The 22,932-nt window shown below is 72.1% G+C and carries 20 protein-coding genes; 10 read left to right on the forward strand and 10 right to left on the reverse strand.

Annotated features, from left to right (window positions below; genetic code table 11):
* Positions 1-64: 64 nt before the first annotated feature.
* The 9 genes from HEQ75_RS03415 (at position 65) to HEQ75_RS03455 (ending at position 9,601) form a co-directional block, all read left to right on the forward strand.
* A complete protein-coding gene (locus tag HEQ75_RS03415; protein ID WP_168027519.1) occupies positions 65-313 on the forward strand; it encodes a sulfurtransferase TusA family protein in 249 nt (82 codons plus the stop codon).
* Positions 310-1,239: a histone deacetylase family protein gene (locus tag HEQ75_RS03420; protein ID WP_168027520.1), complete on the forward strand. Its 930-nt coding sequence runs from the start codon at positions 310-312 to the stop codon at positions 1,237-1,239. The genes HEQ75_RS03415 and HEQ75_RS03420 overlap by 4 nt, the downstream gene beginning before the upstream one ends.
* Before the next feature lie 41 nt (positions 1,240-1,280).
* Positions 1,281-1,532, forward strand: a complete 252-nt coding sequence (locus HEQ75_RS03425) for an exodeoxyribonuclease VII small subunit (RefSeq protein WP_168027521.1) — start codon at positions 1,281-1,283, stop codon at positions 1,530-1,532.
* Positions 1,532-2,443: a polyprenyl synthetase family protein gene (locus tag HEQ75_RS03430; protein ID WP_168027522.1), complete on the forward strand. Its 912-nt coding sequence runs from the start codon at positions 1,532-1,534 to the stop codon at positions 2,441-2,443. The genes HEQ75_RS03425 and HEQ75_RS03430 overlap by 1 nt, the downstream gene beginning before the upstream one ends.
* Before the next feature lie 5 nt (positions 2,444-2,448).
* Positions 2,449-4,371, forward strand: a complete 1,923-nt coding sequence (dxs, locus tag HEQ75_RS03435; protein ID WP_168027523.1) for a 1-deoxy-D-xylulose-5-phosphate synthase — start codon at positions 2,449-2,451, stop codon at positions 4,369-4,371.
* A 75-nt stretch (positions 4,372-4,446) separates the two neighbouring features.
* The gene (locus HEQ75_RS03440; RefSeq protein ID WP_168027524.1) at positions 4,447-5,583 is read left to right on the forward strand and encodes a mandelate racemase/muconate lactonizing enzyme family protein; all 1,137 of its coding nucleotides are present in this window, start codon (positions 4,447-4,449) and stop codon (positions 5,581-5,583) included.
* Positions 5,583-6,326, forward strand: a complete 744-nt coding sequence (locus HEQ75_RS03445; protein WP_168027525.1) for a TlyA family RNA methyltransferase — start codon at positions 5,583-5,585, stop codon at positions 6,324-6,326. Before HEQ75_RS03440 ends, HEQ75_RS03445 begins: the two co-directional genes overlap by 1 nt.
* A gap of 38 nt (positions 6,327-6,364) precedes the next feature.
* Complete coding sequence (locus HEQ75_RS28055; protein ID WP_168027526.1) at positions 6,365-7,132, forward strand: lytic transglycosylase domain-containing protein; 768 nt, start codon at positions 6,365-6,367, stop codon at positions 7,130-7,132.
* Positions 7,133-7,210: 78 nt separating this feature from the next.
* On the forward strand, positions 7,211-9,601 hold the full coding sequence (locus HEQ75_RS03455) for a methyl-accepting chemotaxis protein (protein WP_168027527.1): 2,391 nt from the start codon (positions 7,211-7,213) through the stop codon (positions 9,599-9,601).
* Here HEQ75_RS03455 and clpB read toward each other — a convergent pair.
* Positions 9,586-12,183 carry an ATP-dependent chaperone ClpB gene (gene clpB / locus HEQ75_RS03460; RefSeq protein WP_168027528.1) on the reverse strand — a complete coding sequence of 866 codons (2,598 nt, stop codon included), beginning with the start codon at positions 12,181-12,183 and terminating at the stop codon, positions 9,586-9,588. The genes HEQ75_RS03455 and clpB overlap by 16 nt on opposite strands.
* Before the next feature lie 115 nt (positions 12,184-12,298).
* On the opposite strand from clpB, the gene HEQ75_RS03465 reads away from it, so the two are divergent.
* Positions 12,299-13,069 (forward strand): MOSC domain-containing protein, encoded by a 771-nt coding sequence (locus tag HEQ75_RS03465; protein WP_168027529.1) that lies wholly within the window; start codon positions 12,299-12,301, stop codon positions 13,067-13,069.
* A 54-nt stretch (positions 13,070-13,123) separates the two neighbouring features.
* On the opposite strand, the gene HEQ75_RS29155 is transcribed toward HEQ75_RS03465, so the two are convergent.
* The 9 genes from HEQ75_RS29155 to HEQ75_RS03510 all read right to left on the reverse strand — a co-directional run bounded on the left by HEQ75_RS29155 (position 13,124) and on the right by HEQ75_RS03510 (position 22,859).
* Entirely contained in the window at positions 13,124-13,537 is a 414-nt protein-coding gene (locus HEQ75_RS29155) for a DUF4167 domain-containing protein (protein WP_407925870.1), read from the reverse strand.
* Positions 13,538-13,912: 375 nt separating this feature from the next.
* Positions 13,913-14,779: a peptide chain release factor N(5)-glutamine methyltransferase gene (gene prmC, locus HEQ75_RS03475; protein ID WP_168027530.1), complete on the reverse strand. Its 867-nt coding sequence runs from the start codon at positions 14,777-14,779 to the stop codon at positions 13,913-13,915.
* Complete coding sequence (gene prfA / locus HEQ75_RS03480; protein WP_168027531.1) at positions 14,776-15,831, reverse strand: peptide chain release factor 1; 1,056 nt, start codon at positions 15,829-15,831, stop codon at positions 14,776-14,778. Before prfA ends, prmC begins: the two co-directional genes overlap by 4 nt.
* On the reverse strand, positions 15,828-17,075 hold the full coding sequence (gene hisS, locus HEQ75_RS03485; RefSeq protein ID WP_168027532.1) for a histidine--tRNA ligase: 1,248 nt from the start codon (positions 17,073-17,075) through the stop codon (positions 15,828-15,830). Before hisS ends, prfA begins: the two co-directional genes overlap by 4 nt.
* Positions 17,076-17,120: 45 nt before the next feature.
* On the reverse strand, positions 17,121-18,122 hold the full coding sequence (locus HEQ75_RS03490; protein ID WP_168027533.1) for an LLM class flavin-dependent oxidoreductase: 1,002 nt from the start codon (positions 18,120-18,122) through the stop codon (positions 17,121-17,123).
* 43 nt (positions 18,123-18,165) lie between these two features.
* Positions 18,166-19,305: a flavodoxin-dependent (E)-4-hydroxy-3-methylbut-2-enyl-diphosphate synthase gene (gene ispG / locus HEQ75_RS03495; protein ID WP_168027534.1), complete on the reverse strand. Its 1,140-nt coding sequence runs from the start codon at positions 19,303-19,305 to the stop codon at positions 18,166-18,168.
* A gap of 82 nt (positions 19,306-19,387) precedes the next feature.
* The gene (locus tag HEQ75_RS28685; RefSeq protein WP_168027535.1) at positions 19,388-20,482 is read right to left on the reverse strand and encodes a helix-turn-helix domain-containing protein; all 1,095 of its coding nucleotides are present in this window, start codon (positions 20,480-20,482) and stop codon (positions 19,388-19,390) included.
* Positions 20,483-20,566: 84 nt separating this feature from the next.
* Positions 20,567-21,613, reverse strand: a complete 1,047-nt coding sequence (locus HEQ75_RS03505) for an NAD(P)H-dependent flavin oxidoreductase (RefSeq protein WP_168027536.1) — start codon at positions 21,611-21,613, stop codon at positions 20,567-20,569.
* 4 nt (positions 21,614-21,617) lie between these two features.
* A complete protein-coding gene (locus HEQ75_RS03510; RefSeq protein ID WP_168027537.1) occupies positions 21,618-22,859 on the reverse strand; it encodes an aspartate kinase in 1,242 nt (413 codons plus the stop codon).
* Positions 22,860-22,932: the final 73 nt, after the last annotated feature.

A 22,932-nucleotide genomic window follows, 5' to 3' on the forward strand; every position in this document is an offset into this window, starting at 1 on the left:
GAAGCGCGCGCGGCGACGCGGCAAGCGGCTTGCCTTGTGGCGGCCGGGGTGGTGGATTCACGGCATGAGTGAAACGCTGCTGGATGTTCAGGGCCTGACCTGCCCCTTGCCGGTCCTCAAGGCCAACAAGGCCCTGCGATCGCTGCCGCCCGGCGCGCGGCTGGTGGTGCTGGCCTCGGACCCGGCCAGCGTCAAGGATTTCAAGGCCTATGCGACGGAGACCGGCCACGCGCTGGTCAGCTTCTCCGAGGAGAAGGGCCTGTACCGCTTCACCCTGCGCAAGCGGGAAGACAAGCCGGCCGCCGAGGCATGAGCGTGCTGCTCTTCACCCATCTGGACTGCCTGCGCCACGACCCCGGCGAGGGCCACCCGGAATGCCCGGACCGCCTGCGCGCCGTGCTGCGCGCCCTGGACCAGGAGGAATTCGCCGAGCTGATCCGCGCCGAGGCGCCGCGCGCGACGGTGGAACAGCTGCTGCGGGTGCATCCCTCCCGCTATGTGGAGGCCGTGCTCGGCATCCGGCCGGAGGGCGAGGAGCGGGTGGCGCTGGATCCGGACACGCTGATGAGCGCCGGCAGCGCCGAGGCCGCGCTGCGCGCCGCCGGGGCCGCGGTGGCCGGGGTGGATGCGGTGTGCCGGGGGGAGGTGCGGCGGGTGTTCTGCGCCGTGCGCCCGCCGGGCCACCATGCGGAGCCGAACCGGCCCATGGGCTTCTGCCTGTTCGCCTCCGCCGCCGTGGCCGCGCGCCATGCCCAGGCGGCGCATGGGCTGGCGAAGGTGGCGGTGGTGGATTTCGACGTGCACCACGGCAATGGCACCCAGGCCTGCTTCGAGGCCGATGCCAGCCTGTTCTACGCCAGCAGCCACCAATGGCCGCTCTATCCCGGCACCGGCGATTCGAACGAGGTGGGGGTGGGCAACATCCTCAACGCCAAGCTGCCGCCTGGCGCCGATGGCTTGGCCTTCCGCGCCGCCTGGGCGGACCAGCTGTTGCCCGCGCTTGACAGTTTCGCCCCGGATCTCCTGATCGTGTCAGCCGGCTTTGACGCCCACGCCGCGGACCCGCTGGCCCAGCTTCGGGTGCGGGAGGCGGATTTCGCCTGGCTGACGGAGCAACTTTGCGCCGTGGCGGAGCGCCACTGCGCCGGCAGGCTCGTCAGCCTGCTGGAAGGCGGCTACGACCTGGGGGCGCTGGCGCTTTCCGCCGCCGCGCATGTCCGTGCCCTGATGCGGTCCTGACCGTCCGCCCCATATTTCGCTTCCCATGGAAGACTGGACTGATGTCAACTGAACCTGACACGGCAAGGCCCGTTGCCACCCTCTCCTTCGAGGATGCGCTGGCGGAGCTGGAGGGAATCGTGAAGGACCTGGAATCGGGCAGGGGCAGGCTGGAGGAAGCGGTCGCGGCCTATGAGCGCGGCGCCGCGCTGCGCCGCCATTGCGAGGCGAAGCTGGCGGAGGCCGAGGCGAAGGTGCAGGCGATCATCGAGGCACCGCCCGGCCAGGCCGCCGGCCTGCGCGACCTCGGCTGATGCCGGACACCGCCCCCGCCTCCCCCCTGCGCACCGCCCTGGCCCAGGCCGCGGCGGAAATCGACACCGCGCTGGAATTGCTGCTGCCGCCGGCCGAGGGGCCGGAAGCGCCGCTGCTGGCCGCCATGCGCTACGCCGCCATCGGCGGCGGCAAGCGGCTGCGCGGCTTCCTGGTGCTGGAAGGCGCGCGGCAGTTCGGCGTCTCCCGCCAGGCGGCGCTGCGCGTCGCCGCGGCGATCGAGATGCTGCACGCCTATTCGCTGGTGCATGACGATTTGCCGGCGATGGACGATGACGACCTGCGCCGCGGCAAGCCGACCCTGCACCGCGCCTTCGACGAGGCCACCGCCATCATCGCCGGCGACGCGCTGCAGGCCCAGGCCTTCGCCGTGCTGGCGGATGAGGACACGCATGCCGACCCCGCCGTGCGGGTGGAGCTGGTGCGCTGCCTGGCGCGGGCGGCCGGGGCGCGGGGCATGTGCGGCGGGCAGATGCTGGACATGCTGGCCGAAGCCGCCACCGAACCGCTGGACGAGGCCCATGTCGGCCGGCTGCAGCTGCTGAAGACCGGGCGGCTGATCGAGTTCTCGGCCGAGGCCGGCGCCGTTCTCGGCAAGGCGCCGGCGCCGCAGCGCCACGCCCTGGCCGCCTATGGCCGCGACATCGGCGCCGCCTTCCAGATCGCGGATGATCTACTGGACGCGACGGCCAGCGCGGATGAAACCGGCAAGCGCACCGGCAAGGACGCGGCGGCAGGCAAGGCAACCCTGCTCGGCATCCTCGGCCTGGAACGGGCGCGGATGCAGGCGGAACGCCTGGTCGAGCAGGCCGTTGGCCATCTGGACAGCTTCGGCGATCGGGCCGCATTGCTGCGCGGCCTGGCCACCTACACCATCGAGAGGAAGAGCTGAGCACCATGGCGCCACCCGCGACCCCCCTGCTCGACCGCGTGAAGGTTCCGGCCGATCTGCGCAACTGGTCGGGGGACCAGCTCAAGCAGCTTGCGCAGGAAGTGCGGGCGGAAACCATCGACGCGGTCAGCCAGACCGGCGGGCATCTCGGCGCCTCGCTCGGCGTGGTGGAGCTGACGGTGGCCGTCCATGCCGTGTTCGACACGCCGCGCGACCGGCTGATCTGGGACGTCGGCCACCAGGCCTACCCGCACAAGATCCTGACCGGCCGCCGCGACCGCATCCGCACCCTGCGGCAGCAGGATGGGCTTTCCGGCTTCACCCGCCGCGCCGAATCGGAGTTCGACCCGTTTGGCGCCGCGCATTCCTCCACCTCCATCTCCGCCGGCCTCGGCATGGCGGTGGCGCGCGACCTGAAGGGGGATACGCGCAACGTCATCGCCGTGATCGGCGACGGCGCCATGTCGGCCGGCATGGCCTATGAGGCGATGAACAATGCCGGGGCGCTGAAGGCGCGCCTCATCGTCATCCTGAACGACAACGACATGTCGATCGCCCCGCCGGTGGGGGCGATGAGCGCCTATCTGTCGAAGGTCGTCTCCTCCCGCCCGTTCCTGTCGGTCCGGGAGATGATGGCCCGGCTGGCGCGGCGCTTCCCGCGCCCGATCGAGCGCACGGCGCGCCGCGCGGAGGAATTCGCCCGCGGCCTGCTGACCGGCGGCACGCTGTTCGAGGAGCTGGGCTTCTACTATGTCGGCCCGATCGACGGGCACGATCTGGACCACCTGCTGCCCATCCTGCGCAACCTGCGGGATGCGGAGGATGCGCAGCCAATCCTGCTGCATGTGGTCACCCAGAAGGGCAAGGGCTACGCCCCGGCCGAGGAAAGCGCCGACAAATACCATGGCGTGCAGAAGTTCAACGTCATCACCGGCGAACAGGCCAAGGCCCCACCCGGCCCGCCGAGCTACACCAAGGTGTTTTCCAACGCCCTGATCGCAGAGGCGGAGGTCGATGAGCGCGTCGTCTCGGTCAACGCCGCCATGCCCGCCGGCACCGGGCTGGATGCCTTCGCGAAGAAATTCCCGAAGCGCTGCTTCGATGTCGGCATCGCGGAACAGCACGCCGTCACCTTCGCCGCCGGCATGGCGACGGAAGGGCTGAAGCCCTTCGTCGCGATCTACTCCACCTTCCTGCAGCGTGCCTACGACCAGGTGGTGCATGACGTGGCGCTGCAATCCCTGCCGGTGCGCTTCGCCATGGACCGCGCCGGGCTGGTGGGCGCGGATGGCGCCACCCATGCCGGCAGCTTCGACATCGCCTTCCTCGGCTGCCTGCCCAACATCGTGCTGATGGCCGCGGCGGATGAGGCGGAGCTGATGCACATGGTGGCCACCGCGGCGGCCATCGACGACCGCCCCTCCGCCTTCCGCTACCCGCGCGGCGAGGGCACCGGCATCGCCCTGCCGAAGCGCGGCACGCCGCTGGAGCTGGGCCGCGGCCGGGTGCTGCGGGAAGGCAGCGCCATCGCCATCCTGTCCTATGGTGCGCGCCTGCCGGAATGCCTGAAGGCGGCGGAGGATCTGGCAGCGCAGGGCCTGTCCTGCACCGTGGCCGATGCCCGCTTCGCCAAGCCGCTGGACACCGCGCTGGTGGAACGCCTGGCCCGGCACCATGAGGTGCTGATCACCATCGAGGAAGGCTCGGTCGGCGGCTTCGGCAGCCTCGTGGCGCAGCATCTGCTGTGGCAGGGGCTGCTGGACGGGCAGACCAGGTTCCGCCCGATGGTGCTGCCGGACTGCTTCATCGACCATGCCGCGCCAAAGGTGCAGTATGATCAGGCCGGGCTGAATGCGCGCCACATCGTGGCCACCGCCCGCGCCGCGCTCGGCATGGCGGAAGCCAAGGCCCAGCCGGCGCGCGCCTGAGCCGCGCCGCCCGCGGCGGTTGATGTCGCCGGGCCGGGCAGTCATGCTCGGGCCGGAGACGTCCGGAAGGTTGGCATGCGCGGCACCCGAATCAGGTCCGTCACCCCCCATGTGCTGATGGCGGACCTGCCCGAGCCCTTCGCCTATTCCCAGGCCTGGTACCGCCGCCGCGGCGCCATGCTGGTGGAGATCCAGACCGAGGACGGCCTCATCGGCTGGGGCGAGGCCTTCGGCCCGCCGGAGCTCACCGCCCCCATCTGCAGCTGGCTCGCGCCCCTGCTGCTGGGCCAGGACGCCCTGGCGCGGGAGGCGCTGTGGCAGGCCGCCTACAACCGGCTGCGCGACCACGGCCAGCGCGGCCTGGTGATCGAGGCGATCAGCGCCCTCGACATCGCGCTCTGGGACATCGCCGGCCAGGCGCTGGGCCTGCCCGTGCACCGGCTGCTGGGCGGGCCGCTGCGGACCGAGGTGCAGGCCTATGCCACCGGCTTCTACCGCCGCGAACGCCGCGACCACCTGCGCTACCTGACCGAGGAGGCGGAGGCGCGCGTGGATGAGGGCTTCGGGATCCTGAAGCTGAAGACCGGCTGGGGCCTGGCGGAGGACATCGCCCTGACGCGGGACTTCCGCCACGCCATCGGCCCGAAGATCGGCCTGCTGGTGGATTGCAACCACGCCTATGACGCACCGACGGCCATTGCCTTTGGCCGCGCCGTGGCCGATTGCGACATCGGCTGGTTCGAGGAACCGGTGCCGCCCGAGGATCTGGACGGCTATCTGGAGGTCAAGCGCGGCCAGCCCATCCCGGTCGCGGGCGGGGAGGCCAGCTTCACCCGCTGGGGTTTCGCCGAGATGATCACCCGCCGCACCGTGCATATCCTGCAGCCGGACGTGGCGGCTTGCGGCGGCATCTCCGAGCTCAAGAAGATCGCCGACATGGCGGCGGCCTTCGGCATGCGGGTGAATCCGCATGTCTGGGGCACCGGCGTGGCGCTGGCGGCCTCCCTGCACCTGCTGGCGGTGATCCCGGACAATCCGCCGGGCCTGTTCCCCAACCCGCCGCTGCTGGAGCTGGACCGCTCCCCGCACCCGGTGCGCGATGCGCTGCTGCAGGTGCCCATCGGCTTCACCGGCGGCGTGGTGCGGGTGCCGGACGGCCCCGGCCTCGGCATCGCGGTGGACCGCGCGGCCCTCGCGCGCTTCGCCGCCTGATGGGGGGCACGCCGAAGCAGCGCGCCGACCAGGCGCTGGTGGATCGGGGCCTGGCGGAAAGCCGAACCCGCGCCCAGGCGCTGATCCTGGCCGGCAAGGTGTTTTCCGGCGAGGCGCGGGTGACCAAGGCCGGTGACGCGATCAAGGAGGGCCAGCCGCTGGAGGTGCGCGGCCAGGACCATCCCTGGGTTTCCCGCGGCGGGGTGAAGCTGGCGCACGCCCTGGCCCATTTCCACCTGGATTGCGCCGGCGTCACCGCGCTGGATGTCGGCGCCTCCACCGGCGGCTTCACCGATGTGCTGCTGCACCAGGGCGCGGCGAAGGTCTTTGCGGTCGATGTCGGGCATGGGCAACTCGCCTGGAAGCTGCGCAACGACCCACGGGTGGCGGTGATGGAGCGGGTGAATGCGCGCTACCTGGACGCCACCATGATCCCGGAGGCGCCGGGCGCCGTGGTGTGCGACGCCAGCTTCATCGGCCTGCGCATGGTGCTGCCGGCCGCGCTCGCTTTGGCCGCGCCCGGCGCCTGGGCGGTGGCATTGATAAAACCGCAATTCGAGGTCGGGCCGAATGTCGCCAAGGGCGGCGTGGTGCGCGATGCCCGGGTGCATGACAGCGTCTGCGCCGGCATCCGCCACTGGTGGTCCGGCCTGCCGGGCTGGACCGTGCTGGGCGTGGAAGCCAGCCCGCTGCTGGGGCCGGAAGGCAACCGGGAGTTCCTGATCGCCGCCCGGCGCGGCTGAGAGGGCCGCGCTGGCACGGCGCTTGCGCCAGGGTCGGCATGACCCGCATCGCCCGCTTCATCCTGATCCCCCTCCTGATCCTGCTGCTGCCCGGCCCGGCCCGGGCGGAGCCCGGCCTGCTCTGCCGCGCCGCGATCCAGGCGGCGGAGCGGGAGGCAGGCCTGCCGCAGCACCTGCTGATGGCCATCGCCCGCGTCGAATCCGGCCGGCGGGACCCGGAGACCGGTGCCTTCCACCCCTGGCCCTGGACCATCAATGCCGAGGGGCGTGGGCAGTTCTTCCCCAGCCGGGCGGCAGCCATTGCCGGGGTGCAGGCGCTGCAGGCGGGCGGCATGCGCTCCATCGACGTGGGCTGCATGCAGGTGAACCTGCGCCACCACCCGGACGCCTTCCCGAGCCTGGAGACCGCCTTCGACCCGCTGGAGAATGCCCGCTACGCCGCCCGCTTCCTCACCGCGCTGCACGCCACGCGCGGCGACTGGGCGCAGGCGGCCGGCGCCTACCATTCGCAGACGCCGGAACGCGCCGGCCCCTACCGGGACAGGGTGATGGCCGCCTGGGCGCGGGAACGCGGACAACCGCACCCGCCGGTGGCGCTCGCCGCCCTGGCGCCCCCGCCCGCGCGGCCCGCGACGCCGCCCCTGCCGCCCGGGCTGCGCGGCGGCGCCCTGCTGTCGAACGGGGCGGAGCAGGCGCCGGTGCTGGCCGCCACCCCCGGCACGGCGGGACGGGGTCTCGACGCCTATCGCCGCCTGCCGGTCCCGATCGCGGGGCGGGCGCGGGGGCTGGTTGCCGCCCGCCGCTGATCTCCGGCGGTAACGCGTTCTTCAGGGGCCTCGTGTCATGAAGGTCGCACCGTGGGGCTTCCCGGATCGGAGTGGTCGATGTCCCTGCGCGTGAAGATCCTGCTGCCGGTGCTGCTGCTCGGGCTGGGCCTGGTGATGCTGCTGGGGCAGGCCGGCCGGAATGCCTGGCAGGCCATGCAGGTGGCGGACCGGCAGATCATTGCCGAATCGCAGGTGGCGCGCCTGGTCGAGGCCGGCATCGCCCTGGCGGTGGAACGCGGCACCACCAACGGCATCCTGGCCAACCCCGCCGCCGCCCCCGCCGCCGCCCACGCCAGTGCCCGCACCGCCCGCCAGGCCGCGGAGGCAGCGCTGGAGGCGGTGCTGCCGGCGCTCGCCGACCAGCCGGTGCTGGCCCCTGCCCTGGCCCGGCTGGCGGAAACCCGGGGCATCGTCGCCGGCATGCGCCAGGCGCTGGATGCGCCACGCGGCCCGCAGGCGCCCGAGCTGCCGCGCCCGGCCGCCTGGTTCCCGGCGACGACGGCGCAGATCGATGCGCTGGTCGCGCTGCGCAACGGGATCGAACTGGCCGCGACCGGCGCGGCGGACCAGCGCGCCCGGCTGGCCGCGCTGCGTGGTGCGCTGGCCGATATCGCCGAGCAGGCCGGCCGCGAACGCGGCCTGATGAACGGGCTGATCGCCCAGGGTCGTCCGCCGACCCCGGCGGAACACCGCATCCTCGGCGGCAACATGGCCCGCGCGGCGGAAGGCTTCGCCACCGCCGCCAACCTGGCGAACGGCCTGCCGGAAGCCGTCGCCGCCCCGCTGGCCGCGGCGGAGACGGCCTGGCGTAACGGGCTGCTGCCGCGGCGCAAGGCGGTGCTGGACGCGGCGGATGCTGGCGCCCCCTATCCGATGACGCCGGCCGACTGGTTCGCGGAGGCCACGCGCGCCATCGGCGCCGTGGTCGCCGCCCAGCGCGCCGCCAGCACCGCGCTGGGCGAGGTGGTGGCCGCCGGGCGGGCGGCGGATGCCCTGCTGCTCTGGCTGCACGTCGCGGCGTTGCTCGGCGGGCTGTGCGTGGCGGCAGGGGCCCTGGCCTTCCTCAGTGGCGGCGTGGCCCGGCCGTTGCGGCGCGCCATGCAGGCGCTGCGCCAGGTGGCGGAGGGGCAACTCGACCCGCCCATCGCCCAGCGCCGCAGCCCCGGCGGCCGCGGCGCGGACGAGGTGGATGGCGTGCTGGCGGCGGCCGAGGCACTGCGCCACGTGGCGCTGCGCGCCCGTGCCGCGGCCAGCGAGGCGGAGGCGCAGCGCCATGCCGCCGCGGAAGCCCGCACCCAGACCATGCGGGACATGGCCGACCGCATGGATGGTGCGGTGCGCGACGCCGTGCGGGCGGTCTCGGACCGCATGGGGCGGCTGCGCGCGGGCGCCGATGCGGTCAGCGAGTCCGCCTCGCTGATCGCCCAGGACAGCGCGACCGTGGCCGCTGCCGCCGAGGAATCGCTGACCGCGGCGCAATCGGTGGCCGCGGCGACGGAGCAGCTGACCGCCTCGATCGGCGAGATCGCCCAGCAGGTCGGCCGCACCGCCGCCGCCGCGCGCAACACCTCCGATCTCGGCCGCCGGGGTGCCGAGACCATCGCCGGGCTGGCCGCCGCCGTCGGCCGGATCGGCGGCGCCGCCTCCCTCATCGCCGATGTCGCGGCGCGGACCAACCTTCTGGCGCTGAACGCAACCATCGAGGCGGCGCGCGCCGGGGAATCCGGCAAGGGCTTCGCCGTGGTCGCCAGCGAGGTGAAGCAGCTGGCCGCCCAGACCGCCCGCGCGACGGAGGATATCGCCCGGCAGGTGGCGGAGGTCCGCCAGGCGACGGAAGCCGCCACCCACGCGGTCAACGACATCGCCGATTCGGTCGCGGAAGTGGACGTGGCCGCAGGCGCCATCGCCCAGGCGGTGGAGGAACAGGCGACGACGACGCGGGAGATCGCCGGGATCATCGCCCAGACCGCCGGCGCGGCACGGGAAGTGGCCCAGCGCATCGCCGGCGTTTCGCGGGAGACGGCGCGCACGGACACGCTGCTGGCCACCGTGCGCGACGACACGGCCGGGGCCGGCGAGGCGGTGGCGACGCTGAGCACGGACCTGGTCAAGGCGGTGCGCAGCACGGCGCGGGAGACCGATCGCCGCCTGGCCCGGCGCTACGCCTCCACCGCCTCGGCCCGGCTGGTGCTGGGTGGGACGGAAATCGCCGGCCGGCTGATCGACATCTCGGAGGCCGGGCTCGCCATGGCCTGCGAGGCCACGCCGGCCCTTGGCAGTCGGCTGCGGGTGCTGGTGTCGGAATTCAGCATCGACGCGACGCTGGTCGTGGTGCAGGCCGGTCAGGGCACCGTGCGCGGCCGGCTGGAAGGGCTTTCGGCCGCCGCCCGCCAGCAGCTGGCGCTGCTGGCGGAGACGCAGGAACCGACGGCTCAGGCCGCGGCCTGAGCCGTGTCCCTGGCGCCGGGCCGCAATTCCAGCCCGTCCGGCCCGGCGGTCACCTGCACCACCGTGCCGTCGTGCAGCGCGCCTTCCAGCAGCAGCCCGGCCAGCTTGTCCTGCAGGCTGCGCTGGATCACCCGCTTCAGCGGCCGGGCGCCATAGGCCGGGTCGTAGCCGGCTTCCGCCAGCCATTCCCGCGCCGAGGCATCCAGCGCCAGCGTGATCTTGCGGTCCTCCAGCAGGCGCTTCAGCCCGCCGAGCTGGATGTCCACGATGGAGGCCATGTCGGCCCGCGCCAGGCGGCGGAACAGCACCACCTCATCCAGCCGGTTGAGGAATTCCGGCCGGAAGCGTTCCCGCACCGCGCGCATCACCGCCGGCCGCGCCGCCTCGATATCCGAGGTCTCCGGCAGTTCCGCGATCGCCTGGCTGCCGAGGTTGCTGGTCAGCACGATGATGGTGTTGCGGAAATCCACCGTGCGGCCCTGGCCATCGGTCAGCCGGCCGTCATCCAGCACCTGCAGCAGGATGTTGAAGACGTCGTCATGCGCCTTCTCCACCTCGTCGAACAGGATCACCTGGTAGGGCCGCCGGCGGATGGCTTCCGTCAGCGTGCCGCCTTCCTCATAGCCGACATAGCCGGGCGGGGCGCCGATCAGCCGGGCGACGGCGTGCTTCTCCATGAATTCGGACATGTCGATCCGGGTCATGGCGCGCTCGTCGTCGAACAGGAAATTTGCGAGTGACTTCACCAGCTCCGTCTTGCCGACGCCGGTCGGGCCGAGGAACAGGAAGCTGCCGATCGGGCGGTTCGGGTCCTGCAGGCCGGCGCGGGCGCGGCGCACGGCCTTGGCCACCGCCTCCAGCGCCTCCTCCTGCCCCACCACGCGCTGGCGCAGCTGGTCTTCCATCTTCAGCAGCTTGGCGCGCTCGCCCTCCAGCATCTTCTCCACCGGAATGCCGGTCCAGCGGGAGACGACGGCGGCGATGGCCTCCTCCGTCACCGCCTCGTTCACCAGCCGCGCATCGCCGTCGCCGGCCTCGGCCAGCTTCTTCTCCAGCTGCGGGATGACGCCGAAGCGGAGCTCGGAAGCGCGGGCCAGGTCACCGCGATTCTGCGCCAGGTCGAATTCCGTGCGCGCGCGGTCCAGCTCCTCCTTCAGCTTCTGGCTTTCCACCACAAGGGATTTCTCCGCCGCCCAGCGGCTGGTCATCTCGTTGGAGCGCTCATCGAGCTCGGAGAGCTCCTTCTCCAGCTTCTGCAGGCGGTCCTTGCTGGCACTGTCGCTTTCCTTGCGCAGCGCCTCACGCTCGATCTTCAGGCGCATCAGGTCGCGGTCGATCGCGTCCAGCTCCTCCGGCTTGCTGTCCACCTGCATGCGCAGGCGCGACGACGCCTCATCCATCAGGTCGATGGCCTTGTCCGGCAGGAAGCGGTCGGTGATGTAGCGGTTCGACAGCGTGGCAGCCGCCACCAGCGCGCCATCCGTGATGCGGACGCCGTGGTGCAGCTCGTACTTCTCCTTGATCCCGCGCAGGATGGAGACGGTATCCGCCACCGAAGGCTCGCCCACCATCACCGGCTGGAAGCGCCGCGCCAACGCCGCGTCCTTCTCCACATGCTTGCGGTATTCATCGAGCGTGGTGGCGCCGACGCAATGCAGCTCGCCCCGGGCGAGGGCCGGCTTGATGAGGTTCGACGCATCCATCGCGCCATCCGCCTTGCCGGCGCCGACCAGCGTGTGCATCTCGTCGATGAACAGCACGATGTCGCCGGCGGCTTCCTCCACCTCCTTCAGCACGCCCTTCAGGCGTTCCTCGAACTCGCCGCGATATTTCGCGCCGGCCACCATGCTGCCGAGGTCGAGCGCCATCACCTTCTTGTTCTTCAGCGCCTCCGGCACGTCGCCGCGCACGATGCGCAGCGCCAGGCCCTCGACGATGGCGGTCTTGCCGACTCCGGGCTCGCCGATCAGCACCGGGTTGTTCTTGGTGCGGCGGGCGAGCACCTGGATGGTGCGGCGGATTTCCTCGTCACGGCCGATCACCGGGTCGAGCTTGCCTTCCCGCGCCAGGGCGGTGAGGTCACGGGCGTATTTCTTCAGCGCCTCGAACTGATCCTCGGCGTTCTGGCTGTCCACGGTGCGGCCCTTCCGCAGCGTCGCGACGGCGGCTTCCAGCTTCTTCGCATCGGCATTGGCGGCGCGCAGCGCGCGGCCGGCTTGCGTGTCGCTGGCGGCCAGCGCCACCAGCAGCCGGTCCTGCGCGACGAAGCCGTCGCCGGCCTTGGTCGCGGCCTGCTGCGCGGCATCCAGCACCCGCACGATGTCGGGCGTGAATTGCGGCTGGCCGGCGCCGGAGCCCTGGACCTTGGGCTGGCGGGCGATCTCGGCATCCACCGACTGCTTCGCCACGGCGGGGTCGCCACCGGCGGCGCGGATCAGGCCCGCGGCCGCACCCTGCTCGTCATCCAGCAGGGCCTTCAGCAGATGCTCGGGGGTGACCCGCTGGTGGTAGTCGCGGATCGCGATGGTCTGGGCCGCCTGCAGGAAGCCCCGCGCGCGGTCGGTGAATTTCTCGATGTCCATCCTGATGTCCCTCTCCTGAGCGGACGGCGCGGCCCCCTGCCCCCGATCGGGCAGCAAGGGATCGCTTGCCCCCGGGATGTGGTAAGGCGTCACGCAAGGCTTCAAGGGGCGCTGCATGCGTATTGAACGGATCTGCCGCTACCCGGTGAAGGGCCTGTCCGCCGAGGTGCTGGGGGCCGTGCGGCTGACCGCCGGCGAAGGCCTGCCGGAGGACCGACGCTTCGCCTTCGCCCAGGGCGACAGCCCCTTCGACCCGGCGGCGCCGGCCTGGCTGCAGAAGCGGCATTTCGCCTGCCTGATGGCGAATGCGAAGGTCGCCGCCATCCGCGCCGCCTATGATGCGCCGAGCCAGCTTCTGGCGCTGCAGGCACCCGGCCAGGCGCCGCTGCAGGCCGACCTGGCGACCGAGGCCGGCCGCAGCCAGGCCGCCGCCTGGATGACCGAATTCCTGGGGGAGGAGGCACGTGGCGCGCTGCGCTTCGCCATGGCCCCGGGCCACGCCTTCACGGACATCGCCGCCAAGGCCGTCTCGCTGATTGGCCTCGCTTCCATCCAGGCGCTGGAGGCGAAGGCGGGCATGGCGCTGGACCCGCTGCGCTTCCGCGCCAATATCCTGTTCTCGGGCGCCGCGCCCTTCGCGGAGTTCGACTGGATCGGCCGCGAGATCCTGCTGGGCGGCGCCCGGCTGCGCGTGTTCAAGCGCACCCAGCGCTGCGCCGCGACGGAGGTGAACCCGGAAACGGCGGAACGCGATGCCCGCCCGCAGCGCTGGCTGCGGGAGCATTTCGGCCATGCCGATCTGGGCGTCTATGCCGAGGTGCTGGAAGGCGGGCTTGTCGCGACCGGCGACGCGCTGGCGCCGGTGCAGCCCGACCTCTTGGGATGAAGCACGCGAGGGGGCCGGTCTGCCGGCTCCCTCTCCCGGCGGATCACCCGCGCATCAATTGTCGCGCTGCTCGCGGTTGTCGCGCGGGTCGCGGGCCTCATCGCGGCCCTCATCCTGGTCCTGGCCATTGCCATTGCCATGGCCGTTCTGGCCATTGGCGTAGGGCACCATGGTCATCTCGCCCGGCTCGCCCTGCGGGCCGCTGCCATCGCCGCCTTCCTGGTCCTGGCCCTGGTAGCGGCGCTGCGGCGGGTAGGGCTGGCCGCCCTGCTGCTGGCTCGCCTGGCTCATCGCATTCAGGATGCGGAAGTAATGCTCGGCGTGCTGGAAGTAGCTTTCCGCCATCACCCGGTCGCTGGCGCCGGTCGCGTCGCGGCCGAGCTGCAGATACTTCTCGAACAATTGCTGGGCGGTGCCGCGCAGCCGCATGTCCGGGCCGTTGCTGTCGAAGATGTGGTTCCGGTTCATCGGCTGGTGGCCACCGCCACCGCCGCCGCCCCCGCCGCCACCCTGGCGATACGGCCCACCGCCGCCGCCGCCCCCGCCACCATGGCGATTGCCGCCACGGCCGCGCATGCGTTTCATGTTCATCGGATTGGCGTTCGCCGTCTCGCAATCGCGCCGCCGGATGGGGAGGTCCCACCCGGAACGCTGGATTATCGGGTTGCGTCGTTTCGGCAGGCCGGGACACGAAGCGGGGCAGGAAAGGCCCCGGACGCGTCACCCCAGCGGGTTTGCCGATGGCGCCGGGCGGCCTAAGCATGCCCCGCACCACGACGCCAACTTAATCCCACGCCGCCGGACCGCCAAACGGTTTTTTTGCGGGCGTTCCCGGACGGTCCCTCAGCCCGCCGCCAGCAGCAGCGCGCGGTCGATGCCGCCGAGGTCGGCCCGGCAGCCCCGCACGCGCAGCCCCGCTGCGCCGGCCAGGCGCTCCACCGCCTGGCGCTGCCCCTGCCCCAGCTCCAGCACCGCGACGCCGCCCGGCGCCAGCAGCCCCGGCAGGGCGGCGGCGATCGACCGATAGGCGTCGAGCCCATCCGCCCCGCCATCCAGCGCCGAGGCGGGTTCATGCCGCGCCACCTCCGGCATCAGCCCGGCGATGGCCGCCGATTCGATGTAGGGCGGGTTGGACAGCACCAGGTCGAAGCGGCCGGCCAGCGCCGCCGCCCAGTCGCCGGCCAGGAAGGCCGCGCGAGCTGCCAGGCCGTTGGCCCGCGCATTGGCCGCCGCCAGCGCCGCTGCCGCCGGGGCCACATCCACCCCGATGCCGAAGGCCGCCGGGCGTTCCGCCAGCACGGCCAGCAGCAGGCAGCCCGTGCCGGTGCCGAGGTCCAGCACCCGCAAGGGCGCGGCCGCATCCGGCAGGGCTTCCAGCGCCGCCTCCACCAGCGATTCGGAGTCCGGGCGGGGGATCAGCGTGGCCGGGGAGACCGCCAGGTCCAGCGTCCAGAAGCCCTGCCGGCCGAGGATATGGGCCATCGGCACACGCGCCAGCCGCGCCGCCAGCGCGGCGCCGAAGCGCGCCACCGCCTGCGCCGGCACCCTGGCGCCGGGTTCGCGCAACAGCTGTTCGGGCGTGGCGCCCATGGCGTGGCCGAGCAGCAGCCGGGCCTCCAGCCGCGGGCTCTCGATGGCCGCCGCGCGCAGCACCTGGCCGGCCTGGCAGAGGAAGGCGCCGACGCTCTCACCTGGCTGGCAGGCGCTCATTCGCCCTCGGCGGCCAGGCGGGCGGCCTCATCCTCCGCGGTCAGGGCGCCGATGATCTCCTCGAACTCGCCCAGCATCACGCGGTCGATCTTGTGCAGCGTCAGGCCGATGCGGTGGTCCGTCACGCGGCCCTGCGGGAAGTTGTAGGTGCGGATGCGCTCGGAGCGGTCGCCGGTGCCGACCTGGCCCTTGCGGTCCGCCGCGCGCACCCCGGCGACCCGCGCCCGCTCCGCCTCATACAGCCGGGCGCGCAGCACCTTCATGGCCTTGGCCTTGTTCTTGTGCTGCGACTTCTCCTCCTGCATCGCCACCACCACCCCGGAGGGGATGTGGGTGATGCGGACGGCGCTGTCGGTCTTGTTCACATGCTGGCCGCCGGCGCCACTCGCCCGGTAGGTGTCGATGCGCAGGTCGCCCTCATTGATGTGGACATCCACCTCCTCGGCCTCCGGCAGCACGGCGACGGTGACGGTGGAGGTGTGGATGCGGCCCTGGGTTTCCGTCGCCGGCACCCGCTGCACCCGGTGCACGCCGGATTCGAATTTCAGCTTGGCGAAGACGCCGCGCCCCTCGATCCCGGCGGTCGCGCCCTTCACCCCGCCGAGGTCGGAGGCGTCGTAGTCCAGGATCTCGAAGCGCCAGCCCTGGGAGGCGGCATAGCGCTGGTAGGCGGCGAACAGCTCCGCCGCGAACAGCGCCGCCTCGTCGCCGCCGGCGGCGGGGCGGATTTCCAGGATCGCATTGCCCGAATCGGCGGCGTCCCGCGGCAGCAGCATCAGGCGGATTTCGCGTTCCATCTGCGGCAGGCTGTCGCGCAGCTGGTAGTACTCGGCCTCTGCCAGCTCCCGCATCTCGGGGTCGGCCAGCATGGCCTCCGCCTCGTCCCGCGCGCGCTCGGCGGCCCGATAGGCCGAGACCTTGGCGACCAGCGGCTCAAGCTCGGACAATTCCTTGGACAGCGCGCCGACCTGCACGCCATCGGCGGTGTTCAGCGCGTGCCGCACCTCATCCGCCCGGCTCAACAGCCGGTCGAGCTTGTGGGGGAGGCTCATGCGCCCAGGCGGCTGACCGCCTCGGCGAGCGGGATGGTCGCCTGGCTGCCGGCATCGAGGTCGCGCAGCTGCACCTGGCCCGCCGCCAGCTCATCCTCGCCGAGGATCAGCGCAGCGCGGGCAGAGAGCCTGTTGGCGCGTTCCATCCGGCGCTTGAGATTGCCCTTGTAGGCGATCTCCGCCACCAAACCGGCGCGGCGCAAATCCTGCAACAGGCCGAGGGCGGCGGCTTCCTGGGCCTCGCCCACCGGGATCACGGCAACCGGGCGCGGCGCGGCCGGGGCGGCGGCCAGCAGCATGGACAGGCGCTCCACCCCCGCGGCCCAGCCGACGGAGGGCGTGGCCGGCCCGCCCATTTCCGCCACCAGCCCGTCATAGCGGCCGCCCGCCATCACCGTGCCCTGGGCGCCCAGCCGGTCCGTGACGAATTCGAAGGCGGTGTGGCTGTAGTAGTCCAGCCCGCGCACGATCCGCGGATTCTGCCGGGTTGGCACGCCGAGCGTGTCCAGGTGGCGCAGCACGGCGTCGAAGAAGCCGGCGGCGGCGGCGGTCAGGAAGGGCTGGATGGTCGGCGCGGTGGCGACGATGGCGCGGTCGCCCTCATCCTTGCTGTCGAGAATGCGCATCGGGTTCTTCGCCAGGCGCACCTGGCTGTCCGGGGACAGTGCCGCCTGATGCGCGGTGAAATGCTCCAGCAGCGCGGCGCGATAGGCGTCGCGGCTTTCCGCATCGCCCAGCGTGTTGATCTCCAGCACCACGCCCTCGCTGATGCCGAGTTCCTGCAGGATGTGCCAGCCGGCGGCGATCACCTCGGCATCCGCCAGCGGCTCCGCCGCCCCCAGCACCTCGGCGCCGATCTGGTGAAACTGGCGGTAGCGGCCCTTCTGCGGCCGCTCGTAGCGGAACATCGGGCCGGCGTAGAACACCTTGCGCGGCAGGTTCGCCTGGGTCAGCCCGTTGGAGACCAGCGCCCGGCACACCCCCGCCGTGCCTTCCGGCCGCAGCGTGATCGAATCGCCGCCGCGATCCTCGAAGGAATACATCTCCTTCGACACGACGTCGGAGGTCTCACCCAGGCTGCGGGCGAAGACCGCCGTGCTCTCGAAGATCGGCGTCGCCCATTCCTCATGGCCATACAGCGCCAGGATGCGCCGCGCCGTGCCCACCACATGGTGATGCCCGCGGAAATCCTCGCCGATCAGGTCTCGGGTGCCGCGGACGGGCTGGAGCGGGGGGTTTGCCATGGCGTGGCGCGTAACGCGGCGGAAGCCGGCCGGCAAGGGCCTCGCTCAGGCCGGCTGCAGGGCCGGGCTCAGCGCCTCCGCCAGGATGGCGAAGGAGCGCAGCCGCGCCGCATGGTCGTGGATCTGCGCCGTGACCATCAGCTCATCGGCCCCGGTGCGCTCCAGCAGCGCCGCGATGCCCCGGCGCACCGTCTCCTTCCCGCCGACCACGGAACAGGACAGCGCGTGGTCCAGCATGGCCCGCGCCTGCGGGTCCAGCTGCGCGGCATAGCCCGCCACCGCCCGCGGCAGCTTGCCCGGCCGGCCGCGGCGCAGGTTCACGAAGGCCTGCTGCAGGGAGGAGAACAGCATCGCCGCCTCCGCATCCGTCTCCGCCGCGAAGACGTTCACGCCGATCATGGCATGCGGCGCCGCCAGGCGGGCGGAGGGGCGGAAGCCCTCCCGGTAGACCCTTAGCGCCTCCATCATCTGCCCCGGCGCGAAATGCGAGGCAAAGGCGTAGGGCAGGCCCAGATAGGCCGCCAGCTGTGCGCCGAAGGTGGAGGAGCCGAGGATCCACACCTCCACCTCCTGCCCCGCCCCGGGCACCGCCTGCAGGCGCTGGCCCGGCTCGGCGGGGGCGAAATAGGCCATCAGCTCCATCACGTCGCGCGGGAAGTCATCGGCGTCGGAGGCCAGGTTGCGCCGCAGGGCCTGGGCGGCGACCTGGTCCGTGCCCGGCGCCCGGCCCAGGCCAAGGTCGATGCGCCCGGGATGCAGGGCGGCCAGGGTGCCGAACTGCTCCGCGATCACCAGCGGCGCGTGGTTCGGCAGCATGATGCCGCCGGCACCGAGGCGGATGCGCTGCGTGCCTTCCGCCACATGCGCCAGCGCCACCGCGGTGGCGGCACTCGCGATGCCGGGCATGTTGTGGTGTTCGGCCATCCAGTAGCGCCGGTAGCCCAGCGCATCGGCATGCCGGGCCAGATCGCGCGACTGGCGCAGCGCCTGCCCGGCCTCCTGGCCTTCGGGAATGGGTGAGAGGTCGAGGACGGAGAGCGGGATCATCCCGCCCATATGGGCAGGCCGGGGCCTCGTGGGAACCCGCCTTCTATTCCGCCGCCTGCTGGGTCTCTGCCGCGGCCGCCGCCGCCTTCTCCGCCTTCATCTTCTCGGCCCGCGCTTCCACCAGCTGCACGATGTGCTCGACCATCTCCTCGGTCTTCACCGTGTGGCTGGTCTTGCCCATGCCATAGACCATGTGGGTGCCGGCACCGCCGCCGGTCAGGCCGATATCGGTCATCAGCGCCTCCCCCGGCCCGTTCACCACGCAGCCGATGATGGAAAGGCTGATCGGCTGGTCGATATGCGCCAGCCGGTCCTCCAGCTTCTCCACCGTGCGGATCACGTCGAAGCCCTGCCGGGCGCAGGAGGGGCAGGAGATCACCTTCACCCCGCGATGGCGCAGATGCAGGGATTTCAGCATCTCCCACCCCACCGCCACCTCCTCCTCCGGCTCCGCGGACAGCGAAACCCGCAGCGTGTCGCCGATGCCGGCCCAGAGCAGGGAGCCGAGGCCGATGGCCGACTTCACCGTGCCGGCGCGCTTCCCGCCGGCTTCGGTGATGCCGATATGCAGCGGGTGGTCGCAGACCTCCGCCAGCTGCTGGTAGGCCGCCACCGCCAGAAAGACGTCGGAGGCCTTCACGCTGATCTTGAACTCGTGGAAATCCAGCTCCTGCAGATGCGCCGCATGCCACAGCGCCGATTCCACCAGCGCCTCCGGGTTGGGCTCGCCGTATTTCTCCAGCAGGTGCTTCTCCAGGCTGCCGGCATTGACGCCGATGCGGATGGAACAGCCATGGTCGCGGGCAGCCTTCACCACCTCCCGCACCCGCTCCTTGCTGCCGATATTGCCCGGGTTCACCCGCAGGCAGGCGGCGCCGGCCTCCGCCGCCTCGATGGCGCGGCGGTAGTGGAAATGCACATCGGCGACGATCGGGACATTCACCTCCCGCACGATCTCGGCCAGCGCCGCGGTGCTCTCCGGCGTGGGGACGGAGACGCGGACGATGTCCACCCCGGCGAGTTCCGACTTGCGGATCTGCGCGATGGTGGCCGCCGCATCCTCGGTCGGCGTGTTGGTCATCGTCTGCACGGTGATCGGGCTGTCGCCCCCCACCGGCACGCGGCCGACATGGATCAGCCGCGACTTGCGGCGGGTGATCTGCTGGTAGGGGCGGTAGGACATGGCTTTCCCGTCTTCCGGCGTCTTGGCGCACGCCACCCCACCATATGGGAGCGGCCCCGGGGATCAAAGGGGCGGTTGCGTGTCAGCGGCGCGCCGTGGCCGGGGTGGCGGCGGGCGTGGCCTCCGGCGGCGGCTTCAGCCGTTCGGGCGCCAGCGGGATGTTGCGGCGCACCCCCACCTGGCCGTCCAGCACCGGGGAGAAGGCGCCATCCACCGCAATCTCCAGCCCCTGCGCCTTGCCGGTATCCAGCAGCAGGTTGTCGCGCAGCGGCACGGCCCAGAACTCCCCCGGGCGCAGCACGCGGTTCACCAGCACCTGGCCGCTGCGCTGGTCGCGCACCTGGATCCAGGCGCCATCGACGCTGTCGGCCCGGGCGCGCAGCGCCACGCGGGTGCCGTCCGGCAGGCCGGGGATGGCGGGCGGCGGCGGTTCCGGTGCCACCACGGGGCGCGGCGGCACCACCGGCGGCGGCGGCGGGCTGGCCGGCACGGTCGCCGCCTGGGCGGCGGTGTTGGCGCTGCCGGGCGGCGGCCCTGGCGGCAGGGGCGGCAGCCCGCCCGGTGGCGGCAGGGCGGAAAGCGGCACCGCGCCGGCATCGCCCCGTCCCTCATTGCGCCCGTCCGGGCGGCCGGGATCGGCCCGGCCGGCCAGGGCACGCGGCGCCTCACGGCCGGGCAGCTGGGCCTGGCCCAGCTCGGCGGCGCGTTCCAGCCGCCCCGGCACCGGCGGCACCGCATCCACGGTCCGGTTGCCGGCGCCCGAAAGATTGTACCAGGCGACATAGGCACCGATCGCCAGCACCGCCCCCACCACCACCACGGCGCCGGCAGGCACGCCACGTTCCGGCACCGGCTCGGGGAACACCAGGTTGGTCTTGCGGTTCACCGCGCCGCCCGACAGGTCGCGGAACCGGCGCACCATCTCGTCCGCATCCAGCCCCAGCGCGGTGGCATAGGCGCGGACGAAGCCGACGGCATAGGCCGGGCCGGGCAGGTCGCGGATGCGGCCTTCCTCCAGCGCCTCCAGATAGGGGCGGCGGATGCGCAGCCGGGTCGCGATTTCCTCGATGGAAAGGCCCAGGGCGAGACGCGAATCGCGCAACTCCTCGCCCACACGGGCGGCTTCGGAGCCGCCGGGCTCGGTCGTTCGCTGGGTGCGTTTCAGGTCATAAGCCACGGCGGGGACACCTAGCGCGCGCTCGCGCGCCCGGCAAATCGAATCCGGCGGCGCACGCATTTCGCCACGGGGTTGATGAAGCCTTCAGCCACGACGCGCCGCGAGCGCGTGCGCGGCCTGGTTGACCAGTTCCTGAACGATCTCCACCGCCGGCTGTTCCCGCGTCACCAGGCCGACGCTCTGCCCGGCCATTAGGGAGCCGTTCTCGACATCGCCATCGACCACGGCGCGGCGCAGCGCGCCGGCCCAGAAATGCTCGATCTCGAGCTGCGCCGCCGCCTTCTCCACCTCGCCGGCCAGGAAGCGGCGGATGGTTTCCGCCTGATGGTCCAGGAAGCGCCTGGTGCCGGCATTCTGCAGCGCGCGCACCGGGATCACCGGGAAGCGCTCATCGAGCTGGATGGTCGGCAGCGCATCCCGCGCCGCGCCGCGGATGAAGGCACGCTTGAAATTGGCGTGGGCGATGGATTCGCTGGCGCAGACGAAACGGGTGCCGAGCTGCGCGCCGGCGGCGCCCATCTCCAGATAGGACAGGATCGCCTCACCCCGCCCGATGCCGCCGGCGACGAACACCGGCACGTTGCGGATATGCGGCAGGATCTCCTGCGCCAGCACGGTGAGCGAGACGGGGCCGATATGCCCGCCGGCCTCGCTGCCCTCGATCACCAGCGCATCGGCCCCGGATCGCACCAGCTTCTTCGCCAGGGCGAGCGCCGGGGCGAAGCACACCACGCGGGCGCCGCCTTCCTTCGCCGCCTTGATGGCGGTGCCGGGCGGAATGCCGCCGGCGAAGACGATGTGGCCCACCTGGTGGTCCAGGCAGGTCTGCACCAGCTGGTCGAGCCGCGGATGCATGGTGATGAGGTTCACGCCGAAGGGCTTCTGCGTCAGCGCCTGGGTCGCGACAATCTCCTGCGCCAGCCGGTCGGGCTCCATCGCGCCGCAGGCGATGACGCCGAAGGCGCCGGCATTGGACAGCGCGGCCACCAGGTTGCGCTCGCTGACCCAGGACATGGCGCCGCCCATGATGGCATAGCGGCTGCCCAGGAAGGCGGCGCCCTGCGCCATCAGCGAATCCAGGGCCGCCAGGGCTTCGGCCGGCGGGGCATCGGGGACCAGCGGCGCGTCCATCGCCTCAGGCCTCGCCGCGGCGGGCAGGTTCGGGGCCGTCCAGGCCGTAGGCGGTGTGCAGCGCGCGCACCGCCAGCTCGGTGTAGTCCGCGGCCACCAGCACGCTGACCTTGATCTCGCTGGTCGAGATCACCTGGATGTTGATGCCCTTCTCCGACAGGGTGCGGAACATCGTCGCCGCGACACCGGCATGGGTGCGCATGCCGATGCCGACGACGGAGATCTTCGCCACATCCGGGTCGGCCAGCATCGCCTCGTAGCCGATCGCCGCGGCCTGCTTCTCCAGCAGGTCCCGGGCCCGCGGCAGGTCGGCGCGGCCGACCGTGAAGGTCATGTCCGTGGTGCCGTCGGCGCCGAGGTTCTGCACGATCATGTCGACGTTCACATTGGCCGCCGAGAGCGGCACGAAGACCGAGGCGGCGATGCCGGGCCGGTCCGGCACGCGGCGCAGCGTCACCTTGGCCTCGTCGCGTGAATAGGCGATGCCGGACACGATAGGCTGTTCCACGATTTCGTCCTCATCCACCACCAGGGAGCCTGGCTTGTCCGCAAAACTCGAGAGCACCTGCACGCGCACGCGCTGCTTCATCGCCAGTTCGACCGAACGGGTCTGCAGCACCTTGGCCCCCACCGAGGCCAGTTCCAGCATCTCCTCGTAGGAAATCTTCTCCAGCTTGCGGGCGCGCGGCACGATGCGGGGGTCCGTGGTGTAGACGCCATCCACATCCGTGTAGATGTCGCAGCGATCCGCCTGCACCGCGGCGGCGATCGCCACCGCCGAGAGGTCCGATCCGCCGCGGCCCAGCGTGGTCACCCGGTTGTCCGGGCCGACACCCTGGAAGCCCGCCACCACCGGCACCTGGCCCTGGCGCATCCGCTCGATCAGCAGCGCGCCCTGGATGCTGTCCACGCGCGCCTGGCCATGCGCGTTGTCGGTGCGGATCGGCACCTGCCAGCCCTGCCAGGAGCGTGCATCCACGCCGATGGTCTGCAGCGCGATGGCCAGCAGGCCGATGGTCACCTGTTCGCCCGTGGCGACCACCGTGTCGTATTCCCGCGCATCATGCAGGGGCGACAGTTCCTGGCACCATTTCACCAGCTGGTTGGTGACGCCGGACATGGCGGAGACCACCACGGCCACCTCATGCCCCGCCTCCACCTCCCGTTTCACCCGGCCGGCGACGTTGCGGATGCGGTCGAGGTCGGCGACGGAGGTGCCGCCGAACTTCATCACGATGCGGGCCATGCTCGGGTCCGGGGGGGGGGTCGAGGAAGGATCGGCGGGGCGGCCCCTGTTGCGCCTCGCCGGGGCGCGGACA

The organism is Falsiroseomonas selenitidurans, assembly GCF_012103215.1.
GTDB classification, from domain to species: domain Bacteria; phylum Pseudomonadota; class Alphaproteobacteria; order Acetobacterales; family Acetobacteraceae; genus Falsiroseomonas; species Falsiroseomonas selenitidurans.

Coding starts and splice junctions, on each gene's coding strand:
- HEQ75_RS03510 (WP_168027537.1), bottom strand. CDS start 22,859: ATGGCCCGCATCGTGATGAAGTTCGGCGGCACCTCCGTCGCCGACCTC.
- HEQ75_RS03420 (WP_168027520.1), top strand. CDS start 310: ATGAGCGTGCTGCTCTTCACCCATCTGGACTGCCTGCGCCACGACCCC.
- prmC (WP_168027530.1), bottom strand. CDS start 14,779: ATGAGCGCCTGCCAGCCAGGTGAGAGCGTCGGCGCCTTCCTCTGCCAG.
- clpB (WP_168027528.1), bottom strand. CDS start 12,183: ATGGACATCGAGAAATTCACCGACCGCGCGCGGGGCTTCCTGCAGGCG.
- HEQ75_RS03430 (WP_168027522.1), top strand. CDS start 1,532: ATGCCGGACACCGCCCCCGCCTCCCCCCTGCGCACCGCCCTGGCCCAG.
- HEQ75_RS03425 (WP_168027521.1), top strand. CDS start 1,281: ATGTCAACTGAACCTGACACGGCAAGGCCCGTTGCCACCCTCTCCTTC.
- hisS (WP_168027532.1), bottom strand. CDS start 17,075: ATGGCAAACCCCCCGCTCCAGCCCGTCCGCGGCACCCGAGACCTGATC.
- HEQ75_RS03465 (WP_168027529.1), top strand. CDS start 12,299: ATGCGTATTGAACGGATCTGCCGCTACCCGGTGAAGGGCCTGTCCGCC.
- HEQ75_RS03505 (WP_168027536.1), bottom strand. CDS start 21,613: ATGGACGCGCCGCTGGTCCCCGATGCCCCGCCGGCCGAAGCCCTGGCG.
- HEQ75_RS03440 (WP_168027524.1), top strand. CDS start 4,447: ATGCGCGGCACCCGAATCAGGTCCGTCACCCCCCATGTGCTGATGGCG.
- HEQ75_RS29155 (WP_407925870.1), bottom strand. CDS start 13,537: ATGAACCGGAACCACATCTTCGACAGCAACGGCCCGGACATGCGGCTG.
- HEQ75_RS03455 (WP_168027527.1), top strand. CDS start 7,211: ATGTCCCTGCGCGTGAAGATCCTGCTGCCGGTGCTGCTGCTCGGGCTG.
- dxs (WP_168027523.1), top strand. CDS start 2,449: ATGGCGCCACCCGCGACCCCCCTGCTCGACCGCGTGAAGGTTCCGGCC.
- prfA (WP_168027531.1), bottom strand. CDS start 15,831: ATGAGCCTCCCCCACAAGCTCGACCGGCTGTTGAGCCGGGCGGATGAG.
- HEQ75_RS28055 (WP_168027526.1), top strand. CDS start 6,365: ATGACCCGCATCGCCCGCTTCATCCTGATCCCCCTCCTGATCCTGCTG.
- HEQ75_RS03490 (WP_168027533.1), bottom strand. CDS start 18,122: ATGATCCCGCTCTCCGTCCTCGACCTCTCACCCATTCCCGAAGGCCAG.
- ispG (WP_168027534.1), bottom strand. CDS start 19,305: ATGTCCTACCGCCCCTACCAGCAGATCACCCGCCGCAAGTCGCGGCTG.
- HEQ75_RS03445 (WP_168027525.1), top strand. CDS start 5,583: ATGGGGGGCACGCCGAAGCAGCGCGCCGACCAGGCGCTGGTGGATCGG.
- HEQ75_RS03415 (WP_168027519.1), top strand. CDS start 65: ATGAGTGAAACGCTGCTGGATGTTCAGGGCCTGACCTGCCCCTTGCCG.